At 71.0% G+C, this 18,548-nt stretch carries 18 protein-coding genes and 1 riboswitch; of the genes, 5 read left to right on the forward strand and 13 right to left on the reverse strand.

Features of this window, described 5'->3' with window-relative positions; translation table 11 throughout:
• Positions 1 to 127 precede the first annotated feature (127 nt).
• Positions 128 to 1,456 carry a class I SAM-dependent methyltransferase gene (locus tag ACFVT2_RS30920; protein ID WP_390023117.1) on the reverse strand — a complete coding sequence of 443 codons (1,329 nt, stop codon included), beginning with the start codon at positions 1,454 to 1,456 and terminating at the stop codon, positions 128 to 130.
• A gap of 199 nt (positions 1,457 to 1,655) precedes the next feature.
• Complete coding sequence (locus tag ACFVT2_RS30925) at positions 1,656 to 3,044, reverse strand: NAD(P)/FAD-dependent oxidoreductase (protein WP_390023118.1); 1,389 nt, start codon at positions 3,042 to 3,044, stop codon at positions 1,656 to 1,658.
• Between the two features lie 565 nt (positions 3,045 to 3,609).
• On the opposite strand from ACFVT2_RS30925, the gene ACFVT2_RS30930 reads away from it, so the two are divergent.
• Entirely contained in the window at positions 3,610 to 3,882 is a 273-nt protein-coding gene (locus ACFVT2_RS30930) for a type II toxin-antitoxin system Phd/YefM family antitoxin (RefSeq protein WP_390023120.1), read from the forward strand.
• Positions 3,879 to 4,148, forward strand: coding sequence for a type II toxin-antitoxin system RelE/ParE family toxin (locus ACFVT2_RS30935; protein WP_390023121.1), 270 nt, complete (start codon positions 3,879 to 3,881; stop codon positions 4,146 to 4,148). Before ACFVT2_RS30930 ends, ACFVT2_RS30935 begins: the two co-directional genes overlap by 4 nt.
• Before the next feature lie 52 nt (positions 4,149 to 4,200).
• Here the strand turns inward: ACFVT2_RS30935 and ACFVT2_RS30940 are convergent, their stop codons facing one another.
• The 8 genes from ACFVT2_RS30940 to ACFVT2_RS30975 all read right to left on the reverse strand — a co-directional run bounded on the left by ACFVT2_RS30940 (position 4,201) and on the right by ACFVT2_RS30975 (position 13,015).
• On the reverse strand, positions 4,201 to 5,154 hold the full coding sequence (locus ACFVT2_RS30940) for an exopolyphosphatase (protein ID WP_390023123.1): 954 nt from the start codon (positions 5,152 to 5,154) through the stop codon (positions 4,201 to 4,203).
• Positions 5,151 to 5,753, reverse strand: a complete 603-nt coding sequence (locus tag ACFVT2_RS30945; RefSeq protein WP_390023125.1) for a DUF501 domain-containing protein — start codon at positions 5,751 to 5,753, stop codon at positions 5,151 to 5,153. Before ACFVT2_RS30945 ends, ACFVT2_RS30940 begins: the two co-directional genes overlap by 4 nt.
• A gap of 121 nt (positions 5,754 to 5,874) precedes the next feature.
• The gene (locus tag ACFVT2_RS30950; RefSeq protein WP_390023161.1) at positions 5,875 to 6,390 is read right to left on the reverse strand and encodes a septum formation initiator family protein; all 516 of its coding nucleotides are present in this window, start codon (positions 6,388 to 6,390) and stop codon (positions 5,875 to 5,877) included.
• Between the two features lie 254 nt (positions 6,391 to 6,644).
• Positions 6,645 to 7,925 (reverse strand): phosphopyruvate hydratase, encoded by a 1,281-nt coding sequence (gene eno / locus ACFVT2_RS30955; protein WP_390023126.1) that lies wholly within the window; start codon positions 7,923 to 7,925, stop codon positions 6,645 to 6,647.
• Positions 7,926 to 8,272: 347 nt separating this feature from the next.
• Positions 8,273 to 8,953: a transglycosylase family protein gene (locus tag ACFVT2_RS30960; protein ID WP_390023127.1), complete on the reverse strand. Its 681-nt coding sequence runs from the start codon at positions 8,951 to 8,953 to the stop codon at positions 8,273 to 8,275.
• Positions 8,954 to 8,960: 7 nt separating this feature from the next.
• Positions 8,961 to 9,136, reverse strand: a riboswitch (cyclic di-AMP (ydaO/yuaA leader).
• Between the two features lie 249 nt (positions 9,137 to 9,385).
• The gene (locus ACFVT2_RS30965; RefSeq protein ID WP_390023129.1) at positions 9,386 to 10,459 is read right to left on the reverse strand and encodes a transglycosylase family protein; all 1,074 of its coding nucleotides are present in this window, start codon (positions 10,457 to 10,459) and stop codon (positions 9,386 to 9,388) included.
• A gap of 232 nt (positions 10,460 to 10,691) precedes the next feature.
• Positions 10,692 to 12,047: a cytochrome P450 gene (locus ACFVT2_RS30970; protein WP_390023164.1), complete on the reverse strand. Its 1,356-nt coding sequence runs from the start codon at positions 12,045 to 12,047 to the stop codon at positions 10,692 to 10,694.
• A gap of 92 nt (positions 12,048 to 12,139) precedes the next feature.
• Positions 12,140 to 13,015, reverse strand: a complete 876-nt coding sequence (locus ACFVT2_RS30975; RefSeq protein WP_390023130.1) for a LysR family transcriptional regulator — start codon at positions 13,013 to 13,015, stop codon at positions 12,140 to 12,142.
• Positions 13,016 to 13,158: 143 nt separating this feature from the next.
• On the opposite strand from ACFVT2_RS30975, the gene ACFVT2_RS30980 reads away from it, so the two are divergent.
• Positions 13,159 to 14,415: an MFS transporter gene (locus tag ACFVT2_RS30980; protein WP_390023131.1), complete on the forward strand. Its 1,257-nt coding sequence runs from the start codon at positions 13,159 to 13,161 to the stop codon at positions 14,413 to 14,415.
• On the opposite strand, the gene ACFVT2_RS30985 is transcribed toward ACFVT2_RS30980, so the two are convergent.
• Together ACFVT2_RS30985 and ACFVT2_RS30990 are read right to left on the reverse strand one after the other, a co-directional pair.
• Positions 14,390 to 14,614: a DUF397 domain-containing protein gene (locus ACFVT2_RS30985; protein WP_390023133.1), complete on the reverse strand. Its 225-nt coding sequence runs from the start codon at positions 14,612 to 14,614 to the stop codon at positions 14,390 to 14,392. The genes ACFVT2_RS30980 and ACFVT2_RS30985 overlap by 26 nt on opposite strands.
• Positions 14,601 to 15,425, reverse strand: a complete 825-nt coding sequence (locus ACFVT2_RS30990) for a helix-turn-helix domain-containing protein (protein WP_390023134.1) — start codon at positions 15,423 to 15,425, stop codon at positions 14,601 to 14,603. The genes ACFVT2_RS30985 and ACFVT2_RS30990 overlap by 14 nt, the downstream gene beginning before the upstream one ends.
• Before the next feature lie 176 nt (positions 15,426 to 15,601).
• Here ACFVT2_RS30990 and ACFVT2_RS30995 point away from each other — a divergent pair, with 176 nt between their 5' ends.
• Both ACFVT2_RS30995 and ACFVT2_RS31000 read left to right on the forward strand, forming a co-directional pair.
• Positions 15,602 to 15,958, forward strand: coding sequence for a hypothetical protein (locus ACFVT2_RS30995; protein WP_390023167.1), 357 nt, complete (start codon positions 15,602 to 15,604; stop codon positions 15,956 to 15,958).
• Between the two features lie 353 nt (positions 15,959 to 16,311).
• Positions 16,312 to 16,506, forward strand: a complete 195-nt coding sequence (locus ACFVT2_RS31000) for a hypothetical protein (RefSeq protein ID WP_390023135.1) — start codon at positions 16,312 to 16,314, stop codon at positions 16,504 to 16,506.
• Here ACFVT2_RS31000 and ACFVT2_RS31005 read toward each other — a convergent pair.
• A complete protein-coding gene (locus ACFVT2_RS31005; RefSeq protein ID WP_390023137.1) occupies positions 16,494 to 18,515 on the reverse strand; it encodes a tetratricopeptide repeat protein in 2,022 nt (673 codons plus the stop codon). The genes ACFVT2_RS31000 and ACFVT2_RS31005 overlap by 13 nt on opposite strands.
• Positions 18,516 to 18,548: the final 33 nt, after the last annotated feature.

Raw genomic sequence — 18,548 nt, forward strand, 5'->3', positions numbered from 1 at the left:
GGCCGCCGTCGCCCGGCGGCCCCGGACGGCCCGAGGGCCCCGGTCCCCCGCCCTGTCGGGTGGGACCGGGGCCCTTCGCCGTGTGCGCCCCCGCCGCGCCGCACCGGCCGCGGGGGCGCCCGCCGGGTCAGTCCCGCCAGTCGCGGGCCCGCAGCGGCATCCCGGCGGCGCCGGAGTCCGGCGTGCGGACCGCCAGGACTTGGTTGACCCCTATGCGGTTGCGCTCGAACGACAGCGCCGAGGCGGCCATGTAGAGCCGCCAGACCCGGGCCCGGCCGGGGGAGGTGAGCCGGACCGCCTCCGCCCAGTGGTCCTCCAGGTTGGCCACCCACTGACGCAGCGTCAGCGCGTAGTGCTCCCGGATCGCCTCCACGTCCCGCACCTCGAAGCCGGCGTCCTCCAACTGGCCGGCCGTCCGCCCCACCGGCGCCAGCTCACCGTCGGGGAAGACGTAGCGGTCGATGAACTCGTCGACGCGGTACGTCTCCTCGTCCGACAGCGGACGCCGCGCGATCTGGTGGTTGAGCAGCCGCCCGCCGGGCTTCAGCAGGGCGTACAGCGCGTTCGCGTACTCCGCGTACTGGGCCCGGCCGACGTGCTCGGCCATCCCGATCGAGGAGATCGCGTCGAACGGCCCGTCGGTGATCTCTCGGTAGTCCTGCACCCGGATCTCGACCCGGTCCGCGAGCCCGGCGTCGGCGATCCGCTTACGGGCGTAGGTGGCCTGCTCCTCGGAGAGGGTGATGCCGACCGCCCGGACGCCGAACTCGCGGGCCGCGTGCAGCACCATCGAGCCCCAGCCGCAGCCCACGTCCAGCAGCCGCTGACCCTCCGTCAGGCCGAGCTTGCGGCAGATCAGGTCGAGCTTGTCGCGCTGGGCGTCCTCCAGGGTGGCGACGCCGTCGGCCGCTTCCGCATCGGGCTCCCAGTAGGCGCAGGAGTAGACCATGGACGGGCCGAGCACCAGCGCGTAGAAGTCGTTGCCGACGTCGTAGTGGTGGCTGATGGCCTGCCGGTCGCGGAGCAGGGAGTGCAGCGCCCCGCGGCGCGGGCGGGCCTCCTCGGCGGGCGGCGCGGGCGGGACGGGCAGACCGGCCAGGGACAGCAGTTCCTTGGCGGCGGCCCGGATCTCGGGGCGGGCCAGGGCGCGCAGCACGGCGGCGCGCTGCGGCTTGGGGGCGTCGCCGCCGCGCTCCCAGATCGTCCCGGCGAGCAGGTCCAGCGCCTCGTAGAGGTCCCCGTCGACGTCGATGTCGCCGGCCACCCAGGCCCGGGCCAGGCCCAATTCGCCTGGTTTGAACAGCAGTCGCCGCAGCGCCCGGCGATTGCGGATGACCAGCGTAGGGGCCCCCGGCGGGCCGGACTCACTACGGTCCCAGGCGCGGATCCGCACCGGGAGCGGGTCCCCCAGCACCTCCTCGGCGAGCTTGGTGAGCCGTCCAGCGGCACCGGCCATGTCGCACACCTCCGTCATGACGAGTCGGGCAAAGAAGTTTCACCCACCACGTAAACGCCAAGTGGGCGCCCTGATAGTCCCGTTCGCCTGACAGAGAACAACACACCGTGCACTTTCAGCCACACCCGAGCACGCCGAAGGGCGCCCGCCCCACGGATGGCGGACGCCCTTCGGGCTGGTCGGAGTACCGACCGATGATTCAGGAAGCCTTGGCCTTCGGCTTGCCTCCGTCGGCCGCGGCGGCCGGCGCGGGGGCCGGCTTGGCAGCCTCGTAGAACTCCTCGCGGGGGTTCTCCATGGCGCCGAGCGAGACCACCTCGCGCTTGAGGAAGGTGGCCAGCGTCCAGTCGGCGAAGACCCGGATCTTGCGGTTGAACGTCGGCATCGCCATGCCGTGGTACGCGCGGTGCATGTACCAGGCGAGACGGCCCTTGAGCTTGATCTTCACCTTGCCCATGACGATCATCGCGACGCCCTTGTGGAGGCCGAGGCCCGCCACCGCACCCTTGTTGGCGTGGCTGTACTCCTTCTGCGGGAAGCCCCGCATACCGGAGACCACGTTGTCGCCGAGGACCCTGGCCTGCCGCAGCGCGTGCTGCGCGTTCGGCGGGCACCAGGCGTTCTCGTTGCCGTTCTTGCGGCCGACCAGGTCGGGGACCTGGGCGTTGTCGCCGGCCGCCCAGATGTAGTCGGTGCCCTTGACCTGAAGGGTGGGCTCGGCGTCGATGTGACCGCGCGGACCCAGCGGCAGACCGAAGCGGGAGAGCGCCGGGTTCGGCTTGACGCCGGCGGTCCAGACGATGGTGTTGGACAGCACCTCAAGGCCGTTGTTGAGCATGACGTGGCCGTCGACACAGGAGTCCATGCCGGTCTTGAGGTAGATCTCGATACCTCGGGACTCCAGGTGCTCCTTGCCGTAGGCGCCGAGCTTCGGACCGACCTCGGGGAGGATCTTGTCCGCCACGTCGACCAGCAGGAAGCGCATGTCCTCGCGCTTCACGTTCTTGTAGTACTTCGCGGCGTCGCGGGCCATGTCCTCGACCTCGCCGACGGTCTCCGCACCGGCGAAGCCACCGCCGACGAAGACGAAGGTCAGCGCCTTGCGGCGGACCTCCTCGTCGGTCGTGGAGTCGGCCTTGTCCAGCTGCTCCAGGACGTGGTTGCGCAGGCCGATGGCCTCCTCGACGCCCTTCATACCGATGCCGTTCTCGGCCAGGCCGGGGATCGGGAAGGTACGGGAGACCGCGCCCATCGCGACGACCAGGTAGTCGAAGGGCAGCTCATACGCATCGCCCACGAGCGGGGCGATGGTGGCGACCTTGCGGTCCTGATCGATGGTGGTCACCCGGCCGGTGAGGACCTCCGCCTTGGGCAGCACGCGCCGCAGCGGGACCACAACGTGGCGGGGGGAGATGCTGCCGGCCGCAGCTTCAGGGAGGAAGGGCTGGTACGTCATGTACGAGCGAGGGTCGACGACCGTGACGGTCGCCTCGCCGTACCGCATCTTCTTCAGGATGCGGCGCGCCGCGTACAGGCCAACGTACCCACCGCCTACAACGAGGATCCTGGGACGCTCCGTGGTGCTCATGCAATCGAGTATCCACCCCCACATGGGGGGTCGCTCGTGAGCCCCTTCACAAGAATGACGGAGGCATCTGCTACACTCCGCCGGCTTCGTGACCGACGCCATAGCGCGATAGGGGAACCACGGTATAACGCGACACGTTGGATACCCCTGTTGATCAGGGCTTGTCCCCCTCCGAGCGGCTCTACCAGGCCCCTGGAGGGCACTGTCGTAACACGGCGGAGACCCACCGTAGACCCCGCCATTCTCGGGCAGATGAGTCCTAGGACCTTCGAATGAGGGACGGATGGCCCGACAGTTCGCCCGAGAGGCGGGTTTTTCATGTGAAGGATTTCACGAACTTTCTTTCCGGGCGCCCTTCCGAGACCCCTCCAGGGCCCCCGAAACACCCCCGGACGGCGCCGCGCCCGCTCAAGAACCGCGGTGCGGACGGCGGTTGCGGCGCCACTCCGAGTGCCCGACCGGCACACCGGTCAGGCGATGCTCCAGGCGATTCCGTCGAGCATCGCCTTCAAAGCGCCATTTACTTCCCTGGGTGCGTGTACACAAAGCTGCGTACACTTCCCTTATGGCTGAGAGCACTGTGACCGTACGGGAAGCCCGTGCACACCTGGCGGACCACATCAATCGCGCCGAGGAGGGCTCACCTACGGTGATCACCCGCAATGGCGTACCGGTGGCAGCCGTGGTGCCGATCGCGGACTTCGACGCGCTTGAGGAGGCCGCCGATGTGCTGCTGGCCCGGGAGGCGGAAGCGGTCCTGGCCGAAAGCGGCCCGACCGTGACCATGGCCGAGCTGCTGGCAGACCTGTTCGCCGAGCGCACCGAAGGCGCGGCGTGAAGTACGCATTCCGGTTCACCATGGCGGCACAGCGGCAACTTCGAGCCATCGACCGGCCTGCCGCCATGCGCATCCTTGCCGCGCTGACCACGCTCGGCGACGATCCGTACCGCGAGGACGCCGACATCAAGAAACTCACCGGCCCCTCGGGCCTCTATCGGCTCCACGTCGGCAACTACCGGATCGCCTACCAGGTCGAAGACGGCGAACTCATCATCCTCGTCGTCAAGGTCGGTGACCGGCGCGACATCTATCGCAACATCTGAGAGCGGACAGCCCGGAGCCCGCAGGATCCGGGCTGCCTCCCCAGCTGGAGGGTCACTCGTCGTCGAGTGCGGCATGCCAGGCGATTCCGTCCAGAATGTCGTGTTCGCTGACCACGACCTCATCGGCGCCGACCCGCTCCATGATCGACAGCAGCACGAGGGCGCCGGCCGCGATGACGTCGACCCGGCCGGGGTGCATGACGGGGATCGCCGCGCGCTCGGCGTGGGTGGAGGTCAGCAGCCGCTCGGTGATCTCGGCGACCGTGGCCCGGGACATCCGGGAGTGGTGGATGGCCGCGGACTCGTAGTGGTCCAGGCCGAGCGCGACCGCGGCGACGGTGGTCACCGAGCCGGCCAGGCCGACCAGCGTGGCGGCCTCGGTCAGCGGGACGGTCTCCTCGGCGCGGTCCAGGGCCGCGGCGATGTCGGCCTTGATGGCGGCGATCTGCCCCGCCGTGGGCGGGTCGGAGACCTCGCCGTCGTGGAGGAGGTGGCGCTCGGTCATCCGGACGCAGCCGACGTCGACCGAACGGGCCGCCCGGACCGTCCCTTCGCCGAGCACGAACTCGGTCGAGCCGCCGCCGATGTCCACGACGAGGTAGGGGAGTTCGATGTGCGGGTGGCCGGTCAGTTCCTTGGTGGCGCCGATGAAGGAGAACTCCGCCTCCTGGTCACCGCTGATCACCTCGGGCTCGACGCCCAGGATGTCCATCACCCCGCGGACGAACACGTCGCGGTTCTCCGCGTCCCGGGAGGCGGACGTCGCCACGAACCGCAGCCGCTCCGCGCCCAGCCCCTTGATCACCGCGGCGTACTCCCGGCAGGCCGCGAAGGTGCGTTCCAGCGCCTCGGGCGCCAGCCGCCCCGTCCGGTCCACGCCCTGGCCCAGCCGGACGATCTCCATCCGGCGGTCCAGGTCCTTCAGTTCACCGGTCTCCGGGTCGAGATCGGCGACCAGCAGGCGGATGGAGTTGGTACCGCAGTCGATGGCGGCGACCCGCTTCACTTGGCGTCTCCTTCGGGACCGTCAGCGCCTTCGGTGGCGTTCCGCTGGGTTTCGGAGGTGTGCGCGGGGCTCGGGCCGCCCTCCGCGCAAGGCGTCACGCAGGGGCCCTTGCGCCACCACTCGGGGAGCATCGCCAGGGCCTCGTCGCCGAGCGGGTTGACGCCCGGGCCGGCGGCCAGCGAATGGCCGACGAGCACGTGCAGGCACTTGACCCGGTCGGGCATCCCGCCCGCGCTCGGGAAGCCCTGGAGCACCTCGATGGCGTCCCGCCGGCGGATGTAGTCCTCGTGGGCCGCGCGGTAGGCGGCGGCCAGTTCCGGGTCGTTCGCCAGTCGCTCGGTCATCTCCTTCATCACGCCGTTGGCCTCCAGCGTGCCGATCGCGGATGCGGCGCGCGGGCAGGTGAGGTAGTAGAGCGTGGGGAAGGGGGTGCCGTCCTCCAGGCGCGGCGCGGTCTCCACGACGTCCGGCTGCCCGCACGGGCAGCGGTGCGCGATGGCGCGCAGGCCGCGCGGCGGGCGGCCGAGCTGGTCCTTGAAGGCGGCGATGTCCGCGGCGGTGGGCTCGGTGGGCTCGGTCTGGGGCGGGGCGGTGTCCATGTGCGCTTTCGGTGGGTGGCGGAGGGACTGGGCGGGTGGCGGACGGCGGGCAGCCGGTGGCGTCCCGTAGGGCCGCGTGCGGACCCGCCCGTACAGTCTCGCCGGTACCGGCCGGTGCGGGCTACCGCTTGTCCGCGACGGCGGCGTGAGCCGGGTCAGCCGCGTGAGCCGTGCCGGCGGCGTGAGCCGTGTCGGCCCTGTCCACGGATTCCCAGAGCTTGTCGTACCAGGGGAGCTGGGCCGCCTTGGCCGCCTTGGGTGCCGCGCGGACACCGGAGCCGTCCTGGACGATGTACCCGGTCTCGCCCGGCATGATGTAGTGCAGGTGTCGGCGGGCCTGCTGCTGGACGTACGCCGGGTCCTGCCAGCGGGCCTTCTCGTCGCGCAGCCGGTCGAGCGCGGCGGCGGCGTCCTGGGCCTTGCGGCGCTGGTCGGAGATGTCCGAGCGCTGGGAGATGTACTGCCTTATCGGGTAGGCGAGGGCGACCACCAGCGAGCACATCACCAGCGCCAGCAGGGCGGCGCGGCCGGTGAGGCGGTTGCGGCGGGGCCGCCGCTTGGCGCGGTAGACGCGGGCGGCGGCCTGTTCGCCGAGCGCCTTGAGCCGGGTCGCGGTGGAGAACCGGTCCGCGGGCACGTCGCCTCGCCTCCCCTTCAGCTTCCGTCCCGACGTCGTCACGGCGACCATCATGACGTACGTCCCCGGCAACGGTACGGGACCGGCGCCGGGGACGGTGCGCTTCATCGCGGCGTTGCTCCCCCGTCGAGTCCTCGGTCGAGTCCTCGGGAGCGCAGCCGGGCGGTGCTGTGGTGCTGCCGTGCGGCGCGCGGGTCGCCGACGGCGGGGTGGTCGTCAGCCCGTGAAGCGCTGCACGCCGGGCTTTGAGGGGGTCAGCCCTTGAAGCGCGGGAAGGCGCTACGACCGGCGTACACCGCGGCGTCGTCGAGGATCTCCTCGATGCGCAGCAGCTGGTTGTACTTGGCGACGCGCTCGGAGCGGGCCGGGGCGCCGGTCTTGATCTGGCCGCAGTTGGTGGCGACGGCGAGGTCGGCGATGGTGACGTCCTCGGTCTCACCGGAGCGGTGCGACATCATGCACTTGAAGCCGTTGCGCTGGGCCAGCTCGACGGCGTCCAGGGTCTCGGTCAGCGAACCGATCTGGTTGACCTTGACCAGGAGGGCGTTGGCGGAGTTCTCCTCGATGCCGCGGGCGAGGCGCTCGGGGTTGGTGACGAAGAGGTCGTCGCCGACGAGCTGCACCTTCGCGCCGAGCTTCTGGGTGATGACGTTCCAGCCGGCCCAGTCGTCCTCGAAGAGCGGGTCCTCGATGGAGACCAGCGGGTAGGCCGCCACCAGCTCCTCGTAGTACTCGGTCATCTCGGCGGCCGAGCGCTCCTTGCCCTCGAACTGGTACTTGCCGTCCTTGTAGAACTCGGAGGCGGCGACGTCCAGCGCGAGCGCGATGTCCTGGCCGGGGGCGTAGCCGGCCTCCTTGATGGCCTCAAGGATGAGGTCGAGGGCCTCGCGGTTGGAGCCCAGGTTGGGGGCGAAGCCGCCCTCGTCGCCGAGGCCGGTGGCCAGGCCCTTGGCCTTCAGGACCTTCTTGAGGGTGTGGTAGACCTCGGCGCCCCAGCGCAGGGCCTCGGAGAAGGACTCCGCGCCGATCGGCGCGATCATGAACTCCTGGATGTCCACGTTGGAGTCGGCGTGCGAGCCGCCGTTCAGGATGTTCATCATCGGGACGGGCAGGACGTGCGCGTTCGGGCCGCCCAGGTAGCGGAACAGCGGCAGGTCGCTGGCCTCGGAGGCGGCGTGCGCGACAGCGAGGGAGACGCCGAGGATGGCGTTGGCGCCCAGCGAGCCCTTGTTGTCGGTGGCGTCCAGGTCGAACATCGCCTGGTCGATCAGCCGCTGCTCGGTCGCGTCGTAGCCGACGAGCTCCGGGCCGATCTGCTCGATGACGGCGAGGACGGCCTTCTCCACGCCCTTGCCGAGGTAGCGGTTCGGGTCGCCGTCGCGAAGCTCGACGGCCTCGAAGGCGCCGGTCGAGGCGCCGGACGGAACAGCGGCACGGCCGGTGCTGCCGTCGTCGAGGCCGACCTCGACCTCGACCGTGGGATTACCTCGCGAGTCGAGAATTTCGCGGGCTACGACGACGTCGATGGACGGCACGTTGTCTCCTTCATGGGTGTCTGGAGGTCTCGGCATGAGCCTAACGGCCCCGGGCGGATCCGCTCGCCTGTGGCCCGCTCCGTGGGACGGAATTACCCAACAAGCTGCCCAAAAGCCCAGTTCACGGGAGGTTTCCGCACGATGTTCGCTATGCGGGGAACGCCGCGCCCGGCCGCCCGGGGCATCGGGAAACGCTGCACGTCAGGACGTGTGCCAGCCGGGCGGCGCCGGGCAGGTGGACGGGCCGCGGCGCGGCGTCCGGACCCGGACAACGAAAGAAGCCCCGCCGTGGCGCGCTCGGGGGTACGCGCCGCGGCGGGGCAGCTCTCTGGGGCAACCGGGACGGCTCAGATGCTGAGCTTCTGGCCCGGGAAGATGAGGTTGGGGTTGCCGCCGACGACGGACTTGTTGGCGGCGTAGAGCGCCTTCCAGTTGGTGCCGTGCGCCTTGGCGATCTTGGCGAGGGTGTCACCGGACTTGACGGTGTAGGTGTCACCGGAGCGGTGCGAGTGCTGCGGGGCCGGCTGGGCCTTCTCGACCTTCTCGCGGACCGGGGCGGACTTCTTGGTGGTGCCCTGGGTCTGCTTGCGGGCCTCGGAGGCGCCCTGGCTCTTCTTGACGGTGGCACCGGAGGTGTCGACGTTGGCGGCCGGGCCACCAGCGGTCAGGTTGCCGGCGCCGGCGCAGGTCCAGGCACCCGGGCCCTGGAGGGCGAGGAGCTTCTCGGCGACGGCGATCTGCTGGGACTTGGTGGCCAGGTCGGCGCGGGCCGCGTACTGGGTGCCACCGGCGGCGGCCCAGCTGGAGTTCGAGAACTGCAGGCCACCGTAGTAGCCGTTACCGGTGTTGATCGACCAGTTGCCGCCGGACTCGCACTGGGCGACCTTGTCCCAGGTGGCGACGGAGGCGGCGGAAGCGGAGGTGGCGCCCAGCAGCGGGACGGCGACGGCGGCGCCGGCGACACCGGCCAGGGTGGCGACGCGGACGGCCTTGGAGCTGCGGCGGTGCTTGCCCTTGTTGATCAGCATCGTGCGTTCGTTTCCTCACCGACGCCTACGAGGTGAGCTGTCGGGTTCGGGCGTGAGCTGCCCGGCCGTGCGTGCCGCGGATGCGACACGCAGGGCTTCACCCCAAGCCGGTCGACCCGTTTTCACGGGCGGGGCCGGCACTTACCTTGGGTCCCCCGCTCCTGCCTTCGGCGCTTGCGCGTCGTCGACTCCAACCGCCGGCAGGACTCGGCGTGCGATCGGAGGGCCCGCTTTGGCGAGCGGTCCTGACCGTAAGCAGTAATCCCGTTGGTGTTCAAACCCCATCTTCTGAACCAAGTTGACCGTTTTTGATCATCGCGGCCAGCATTTCCGCAGGTAGGCCCCAGTATGGAAACGGGGGACGGGCCTGGACCCATCCCCCGCAACGAGAGCCATATCTCACTTTTACGAAACCGGGCGAACCGGCGGTAACTACCCCTGGGGTCGGCCGAGATCGAGCAGCTGACCGGGGTGGATGAGGTCCGCATCGGAGCCGATGAGGCCCTGGTTGCGGTGGTAGAGCGCGGGCCAGCCGCCCGGCAGGTCATGACTGTCGGCGATCGCTGACAGGTTGTCACCCGGGCGTACGCGGTAGCTGCCGTCCGCCGGGGGCGTGCGGGGCGCCTCCCCGCCGCGGGAGGCGTGCCGGCCGCTGCCGCCGTCCCGGTCGTCCCCGGCGTCCGCGCCACCGTCCGGCGCGCCGCGGTGCTTGCCGGTGGCGGGCGGCGCGGCGGGGTCACCGGGCTCGGTGGAGCCGGACGGAGCCGGGGAAGCCGGGTCGGACGGGGAGGTGGACGGCGTCCCGGACGGGGACCCGGTGGGCGCTCCGGAGTCGGACGGGGCGGGGGACGCGGACGGGGAGTCCGTCGGGCCCGGGGTCGCCGGGGGCGGGGTCACCGGGGGCGCGTCCGGGGCGTCGGTGCCGGAGTCGGAACCGGTGCCGGAGTCGGAGCCAGTGCCGGAGCCGGCATCCGTACCGGTGTCACCGCCGGAACCACCGCCGGAACCACGGCCGGAATCGCTGCCGGACGGCTCGGGGGTCTTGGTGGCCGGGCCGTCCTCGCCCGGGTCCCCCTTCGCGCCGGAGGCGTCCCCGGTCGCGTCGGAGTCGGAGGGGGCGCCGGTGCCGGTGTGGCGGTCGGTCGGGCGCGGCGTCGGCCGGCTGGTGGGGCCCGGGTCGACGGCGGGCTTGCGGCCGCCCTTGGTCAGGCCGGCGTGCACCGCGCAGCTGGGGAAGGCGTCCGGGCCGCGGTCGTCGAGGATCGCCTGGCCCACGGCTATCTGCTGGGCGCGGCTGGCGAGGTCGGGGCGGGAGGCGTAGGCGGAGCCGCCGTAGTCGTCCCACATCTCCTGGGTGAGCTGGAGGCCGCCGTAGAAGCCGTTGCCGGTGGCGGAGCTCCACATCCCGCCGCTCTCGCACTGCGCGACGCGGTCCCAGGTCGGCGCGTCGGCCGCCTGGGCGCCGCCCGCGGTGAACAGCGGCAGGGCCAGGCCCGCGCCGGTCACTCCTGCCGTGACAAAGATGGCCGGTGCTTGTCGGGGGCGACGATGCCGGCCGTTCCCGGAACGCATGCGGTTGCCTTTCGCGCGGCGGTTGAGTTGTCGGACCGGTGTCGGCGAGGTACCGGGCGGCAGCCCGGGGCCGGCCCCGATCGTCGGTGGAAAGGTAGCCGGGGTTACGGGCAGTCACAAGTCGGTGTAGCGGAGATCACGCGATGGTCACGTAGCTGACTGGGCGTCAGTTATGGAGTGATCCCTGGTCAGGACGCGGTTCGGGCGTGAACTCCACCGGCAGGGTGCGCAGTCCGCGCATGATGAGCCCGCCGCGCCAGCGCAAATCGTCTGGTTCCGCCGCAAGTCGGAGGTCCGGGAGTCGGGTCAGCAGGGTCGCCAGGGCGGTCTGCCCTTCGAGTCGGGCCAGTGGCGCGCCGAGGCAGTAGTGGATGCCGTGCCCGTATCCCAAGTGCGGGTTGTCACGCCGGGTGAGGTCGAGCACGTCCGGCTCGTCGAACCGCGCCGGATCGCGGTCGGCGGCGGCCAGCACCACCAGGACCGGGTCCCCCGCGGCGATCCGCTGCCCGCCCAGCGTCAACTCCCGGGTCGCGTACCGCCAGGTGGCCAGCTCCACGGGCCCGTCGTAGCGGAGCAGTTCCTCGACGGCGGTGCCGAGCAGTTCGGTGTCGCCGGCCGCGATCGACTTCTGGAGCAGTTCGCGCTGCGCGGGGTGGCGGAGCAGGGCGTAGGCGCCGTTGCCGATGAGGTTGACGGTGGTCTCGAAGCCGGCGAAGAGCAGGATGAAGGCCATCGCCGCGGCCTCGTTCTCCGTGAGGTGCTCGCCGTGGTCGGAGGCCCGGATCAGCCCGGAGATCAGGTCGTCCCCGAGTTCGCCGCGCTTACGGTGGATCAGCTCCGCCAGATACGCCCGCATCTTCTTCACGGACCGGGCGACCCCGCCGCGCGGCCCGCCGCCGTGCCGGATCATCATGCCCGCCCAGTCGCGGAAGTCGTCCTGGTCCTCGGGCGGGACGCCGAGAAGATCGCAGATCGCGTAGATCGGCAGCGGGAACGCGAACTCGTGGATGAGGTCGGCGCTCCCCCGCTGCGCACCGTGCTGTTTCTCGATCATGGCGTCGATCAGCTGGTCGGTCAGCTCCTGTATCCGCGGCGCGAACGCGGCGACCCGGCGCGGGGTGAACGCCTTGGAGACCAGGCGGCGCAGCCGGGTGTGGTCCGGCGGGTCGATGTTCAGCAGGTGCGTCATCAGGTTGGCGCCGCGCTCGCCCGGAATGCCGGTCTTGCCCTTTCCGTGCGCGGTGTCGGAATGGTGCACCGGATTCTTCGACAGTCGGGCGTCGGCGAGCGCCTGCCGGGCGTCCGGGTAACGGGTGACCAGCCACGCCTCGACGCCGCTGGGGAGCCGCGTCCGGTGCACCGGCGCGTGCTCGCGCAGCCAGGCGTACGCCGGGTAGGGGTCGGCGGCGAACTCCCAGGAGAAGAGTTCGGGGACCGGACCGGCGGCGGCCACCGGGCAGGCGGTCGGCGGGTCGCCCTCCTGGCGGGCGTCGGGCCGGGTCTCCTGGTGGGCGTCGGACATCTGCTGCACACATCGACCGTAACCGGTGCCGCACCCGCCCCACCCCACGCAGGCACCTCACCCCACTCGGGGACCTCACCCCACTCAGGGCCTCAACCCGTCTCCACGCCCAGCCCCGCCAGGAACGCCGCCGCGGCCGGCGACGGCCCCAGTCCGCTCCACACCACCCGCTCGGTCCGCTCCGGCGCCGGCCGCACCCGCACGAGGTGCAGCCCGGCCAGTTTGCGGGCGGACACCTCCGGCACCATCCCGATCCCGAGCCCGGCCCGGACCAGCCCCGCCAGGAACTCCACGGTCGTCACCTCGAACGCCACCTGCGTCGTCAGCCCCGCCGCCCGGAACGCCTCCTCGCGCTGGCGCCGCGCCGCCGAGCCCTCGGCGTAGTCGACGAAGGTCTCCCGCGCCACCCGCGCCAACGTCGTCCACTTCCGCCCGGCCAGCGGATGCTCCGGCGGCACCACCACGACCAGTTCCCCGCGCGCCAGCACCTCCTCCCGCACGCCGACCGTGCGCGCCCCGGGCACCAGCCCGACGAACGCCACGTCCAGCGCGCCCTCCCGCACCCGCTCGATCAACGGATCGCTCATCTCCATCTGGAGGCTGATCCGCACCTTCGGATACTTCGTACGGAACGCGCCCAGCTCACGGGCGAGATCGACCGCCCCGACGGTGGAGATCGCCCCCACCGCCAGCCGCCCGCGCACCTCGCCGGTCACCGCCTCCACCTCCGCACGGGCCCGCTCGGCGGCCTGCAACGTCTGCCGGGCGACCGGAAGGAACGCTTCCCCGGCGACGGTCAGCCGCACGCTCCGGCTCGTCCGGTCGAAGAGCCGGGCCCCCAGCTCCTTCTCCAACCGCGCGATCTGGTGGCTGAGTGCGGACTGCACCACATGGCAGCGCTCCGCGGCCCGGGTGAACCCACCGGTCTCGGCGACCGCGACGACGTACCGCATCTGCTGGAGCTCCATGCGCGCGATCGTAGGCACGCACCGCCCCGCCACCACCCCTCCACCAGCCATCGCCATCCATCGCCATCCATCGCAATCGACGATCGATGCGATGAAAACTATGTGTTGGACCGATGGATGGCCCGAGCGGGACGCTGGGCCGCATGAACACCGCCGCGCACGCCGCGCACCACGAGACGGGACCGGATACGGGCTCCGGCGCCGACGCGAGGGCCAGCCGCCTGAGCCGCGGCACCCTGCTCCTGATGTCCGTCGCCGCCGGCCTCTCGGTCGCCGGCAACTACTTCGCCCAGCCGCTCCTGGACGTCATAGGCCACGACCTCCGCCTCTCCGCCGGCACCACCGCCCTGGTCGTCACCGTCGCCCAGACCGGCTACGGCCTCGGGCTGCTGCTCCTCGTCCCCCTCGGCGACCTCCTGGAACGCCGCCGGCTCGCGGTCGTCCTCTGCGCCCTGACCGCCGCCTTCCTGACCGTGACGGCGAGCGCCCCGAACGCCGCACTGCTGCTGACGGGCACCGCCCTCACCGGCCTCACCTCCGTCGCCGCCCAGGTCGTCATGCCGTTCGCGGCGACCCTGTCCGCGCCCGCCGAGCGCGGCCGGACCATCGGCACCGTCATGACCGGCCTGCTGCTGGGCATCCTGCTGGCCCGCACGGCCGCCGGTCTGCTGGCCGAACTCGGCGGCTGGCGCACCGTCTACTGGGTCAACGCCGTCCTGATGCTCCTGATGGCGGTACTGCTCCGCCTCCGCCTCCCGGCCCTCCGCACCACCGCCGGCCTCCGCTACCCGGCCCTGCTGCGCTCGACGGTGGCACTGTTCGCGCAGGAGCCGGTGTTGCGCTGGCGGGCGGCGCTCGGCGCACTGACCTTCGCGGGCTTCAGCGTCCTGTGGACGGCGATGGTGTTCCTGCTGTCGGGGCCCGCGTACGGCTGGCAGGAATCGACGATCGGGCTGCTGGGGTTGGTCGGCGCGGCCGGTTCGCTCGCCGCCTCGACGGCCGGACGCCTGGCGGACCGGGGACTGGCGCACCGCGTCACCGGCGTCAGCGCGTTCCTGCTCCTGGGCTCCTGGGGCCTGCTGGCGGCCGGCGGCGCGGGCGGCGCCTGGTCGCTGGCGGCCCTGCTGGTCGGCGTGATCGTGCTCGACCTCGCCGTCCACGCCGTCCACGTCAGCAACCAGAACCTCGTCTACGGCCTCCGCCCCGAGGCCCGCAACCGCCTCAACTCGGCCTACATGACCAGCTACTTCGTGGGCGGCGCGGTCGGCTCCGCACTGACCTCGATGGTCTGGGGCCTGGGCGGCTGGGTCGCCGTCTGCACCCTGGGGGCGGGGATGGCGGTTGCGGTGGTGGGGGTATGGGTGGCGGAGTGGCTCAGGCGGAGAACTCCCCGCGCCTGACGGCCGTCACGAAGGCCGACCAGCTTGCGGAGGGGAAGAGCAGCGCGGGGCCGGTGGGGCGCTTGCTGTCGCGTACGGGGATGTGGGCGTGGCCGGCGGCGACTTCCAGGCATTCGCCTTGATCGCCGCCACTGTGACTGGACTTGTACCACCCGGTGAGGATGGACGAGTCGGAGACGATGCCCTTAGTGCTGCCCATGCGCGTGTTCCTCTGCTGCCGACCTGACGAGGGCCAGTGACTCCTGTTGCGACAACGCGTCGCCCAGAGCCAGAGCGTAGGCCGTCTGGCAGGCACTCACCAGCGCCGGGTCATCCATCAAGTTCCCGGTCACGAAGCCCTCGACGTAGGCCACCGGGGCCGAGTCCGCAAAGCTCATGAGTGTGAGCAGACTCTGTTGGAGCGCATGCGCCCCCACGTTGTACGGCAGTACGTGGAGGCGCAGCCGCCCCGCCTCGGTCATGTCCGCGATCCTGTGCAACTGGTCGGCCATGACTCGCCCACCGCCGACGCGGCGCCGGAGAACGGCCTCGTCGAGCAGCGTCCACGCGACCGGCTGCATCGGTCCGTCGAGGATGCGGCGGCGTTTCGTTCGGATGACGACGAACTCGTCAAGCTCCTCGGCGGTGTAGTTCGGCCGGTAGGCGCGGAACAAGGCGCCTGCGTAGTCGTCGGTCTGGAGCACACCGGGGACCAGCGTCAGCGCGAAGTGCTGGATCAGCGTTGCCTGTTTCTCCAATTCGGCCACGGCTGCGAAATGTTCGGTGTACTTCGACTCCAGATCCTCCAGCCACCGGGCGAAGAAGCCATCCGTCCCCAGCGCCTGGTCGATCCGCTGCGCGTCATCCGGCTTGGGCAACCGGCGTCCCGCCTCAAGGTGGCTGATAAGCGTGGGCGAGCACACCACACGCTCGCTCAGCGCTTCCTGCGTCATGCCGGCCGCGTTGCGCCGGATCCTTAGCTCCTCCCCGTACTTCTCCCTGGGGGTACGTGGCCGGTGCTGCCTCTCCATGGGCTGAACTCCCCTACTTGACAGCTTCTTTGTCAGGCTCCCCCTACTAGCAGCGTAACCAGAAGAGCCCCGACTCTGTGACGAAATAGCCACACAGCGTGAAGAAGCGCAGAACCCTCGCGGCCGGCGTGCACCGGCCCGAGGGCGTGGCCACCAACCCCACGGAGGTTGACGACATGACCGAGCCTATTCGACGGCTCATGGACGGCGGGCGGCTTCTGCCATGGAGCAGCCTGGAAGGGAAGCCCTGCTACCTCCTCGCGAGCGACGGGACCGGATACGTCTCCCGCATGGCCGACCGGGTCGAGGCGGAACAGCTCGACGTTGCGGCCGATCTCATCGAGGAGGCCCGGATCGTCCTGCGTGAGCGGACCTGGACGCCCGGCGAAATCCAGCTGCTCGCGAGCGACTTGACCGCATCGCTCACCAACGTGCGGCGGGTCGCGGTAAGTCGGGGCAACCGGCTGCCCGCGCCCGCCTACGACTCCCCCGACCGGGAAACCGCCGAGCGGGACGAGACGCGTCCCGTCTGAGCCGACGGGCTCGGCCCACGGCCCCGGTCCGTCCTGCGGGGAGCGTTCCGGACGCTCCCCTGAAGGATGCCGCGCCCTTACGGCGCGGTGAGGGAAGGGCCTCGTCCGGTGAACCAGCGGTTCGTCCGGGCGGGGCCGCCCCGTGAGGCGCTACCAGCCAGCCGGATCGGCGTCGGCGGTCTTCGGCCGCGTGGGCTCGCCGAGGGCACGCTGGGCCCCGTTTTCCGCTAGGCCGAGGAAAAGTTGGCGAAATACCGGGTTCAACTCAAGTGGTTGGAAGAGTTGACCCTGCCGCCGGACCGATCTCGTGACTTCATCCACGAGATCGCGCACCAACTATGAGGAGAAGGTTCATGACGCCCGAGATCACATGGGAAGAGCCGTTCTGCGGCGAAGGCAACTCCTGCTTCCGCCTCGGCACCGACGCCCACGGCAACGCCTACATCGCCGTCAACGGCAACGAAGACCACTACCTCACGGACTCCATAGAAGCCCTGCGCACACTCGTCCGGGACGTGAAGGCGGGCAAGGCGGATCACCTGCTCTGATCCGCCGCAGTGCCGCCCTTCTCCGCGGCCGGGGGCTCGCCGAGGGCCCGCTCAGCCCCGGGGTGACCCAGGGCCGCGGCCTTGCGGTACCAGGCCGCGGCTTCGGCCTCGTCACCGTCCTTCTTGTGCAACTCGGCGAGGCGGAACGCACCGTAGGCGTCGCCCATTTCGTACCCCTTGAGGTACCAGACCCTGGCCCCGTCGGCACCGCTATGCGTTTCGAGGAGCACTCCGAGATTGGTGGCATGCATCGCACGGCCGTCCTCGGCGCCGTCCCGGAAGTTCTCCACCGCGTCGTTCACGGACTCCGGGCGCGTGGGGTGGTGGTTGAGCACTTCAGCGGCCCACGCATCGCCCGAGTCCATTGCCCGTCGCAGCCACGCCCTGGCGGACTCGTGCTCGTTCCACAACAGGTTCGCGGCAGCCATGCCCGCCGCGACCGGCGTGTACCCGGCACGCTCCGCGTCCAGATAACTGTCGAAGGCGCCATCCTCATCACGTTTACCGAACAGCAGGTCGCCGAGGAGGTATGCCGCCTCCGCGCTGCCGCCTTCCCGCCCCACCGTCAACCAGTGCTCGGCCCGCGCCTGCAGCAACTTCCCCAGCAGCGTCGCCACCTCCGCGTCCCCCGATTCCGCGGCGGTCTCCAGGAACGGCTCGGCTTCCCTGCCCTCGCCCCGCTCGGCGAGCATCCGACCGAGCCGACCCGCGGACCGTGGCTCTCTGGCCTCCACCGCCCGACGGAACCAGCGCTCGGCCTCCTCGTCCTCCCCCAGCGACTCGGCGAGAACACCGAGGTTGTGCAGGGCGTAAGCGTCCCCGGCATCGGCGGCACGCTGGAAAGCAATCTTTGCCTTTGCCGCGACCTCTACGTAGTCGTAAGCCGCATCCAAGCGAGCCACCTCCAGGGCGCAGCCCCATACCGGGCCGGAGACGTCCGGTAATTCCTGGGCCGGGGACACCGTCTCAACATGAAAGGGCGCGGCCAGCCAGGTGTCCCCAGTGGCGCGGACGAGAAGCGGCAGCAGACCATGCCGCGGCTCGGTAGCCCAGGCGAGGGCGTCCTCTGCCGACTCCCGCTCCATGCCGGTCACGTCCACGTACCCCTCGTGGACCTTGAGGAGGAGGTCCATGGGGAGCGGGCCGGTGAGGCCACAGCGGGCGAGGTCCCGGGCGGCTCGTACCAAGGCGTGGCCGCGCGGGTGGCGATCTGCGCGGCGGGCGCGCCACCACTCCTCCCACAGGAGGGGACCCAAGGCGAGGTACGCGGCGGCCCCCTCCGGGCCACTGGACGAGACAACGCCTATCAGTCGCGGATCCCCGGTGCGTGCGGCCTCCCACGCGAGCCGCTCCTTCTCCGCCGGGCTCCACTCCCGCGCCAGCTCGACGATGCGCGCGAGGTCGAGCACCCGACCGCGGGGTTCATTCCGGCAGTCGTCGTAAGCGTCCTCGCGCATCGTGGCCAGGACGACGGCCCGAAGGGCCGCCAACTGGGCGAGCAGGCGCGGTTCCAGTCCACCCTCGCCGAGGTGCTCATCGAGGTCGTCGAGCCAGATGACGTGACGCTCCGGGCGACCCTGCAGCAGGGCGGGCAGCCCGCGCAGGTCTGTGCCGCGCGCGGGCGCGAACACACGACGGCCGACCGGCCCCCGAGCCAGCGCCGCCAGCGCCGTGCGTGACTTTCCGGTGAATGGCTCACCAAGTACGAGTACCAGGCCACCGTCCGAACTCGCTCGCGCCAGAGCCGCGTTGAGATCGTCATCGCGGTCGCGGATGACATAGTCAGGGAGGGATGGATACGGGCGCAACCGGTGGGCGGGCCGTACGCCGAAGGCGATGGGGTCGAGGTCCCCGGCCGTGGGCCACCCCTCGGGGTCCGGAAGGGCCCCGGCCCCGGGGAAGCCGCCCGAGTGCAGGGTCACCGCGCCGATGGTGTCGGCCTGCACCACGCTGCCCTGGCTGCCACCGGAGATGGCGTTCTCCGACCGCCGTGGCTTCTCGCTGTTCACCCGCGCCCCCTCATCTACCGCTGCCCCAACGGT

Source organism: Streptomyces sp. NPDC058000, assembly GCF_042886435.1.
Taxonomy (GTDB): Bacteria; Actinomycetota; Actinomycetes; order Streptomycetales; family Streptomycetaceae; genus Streptomyces.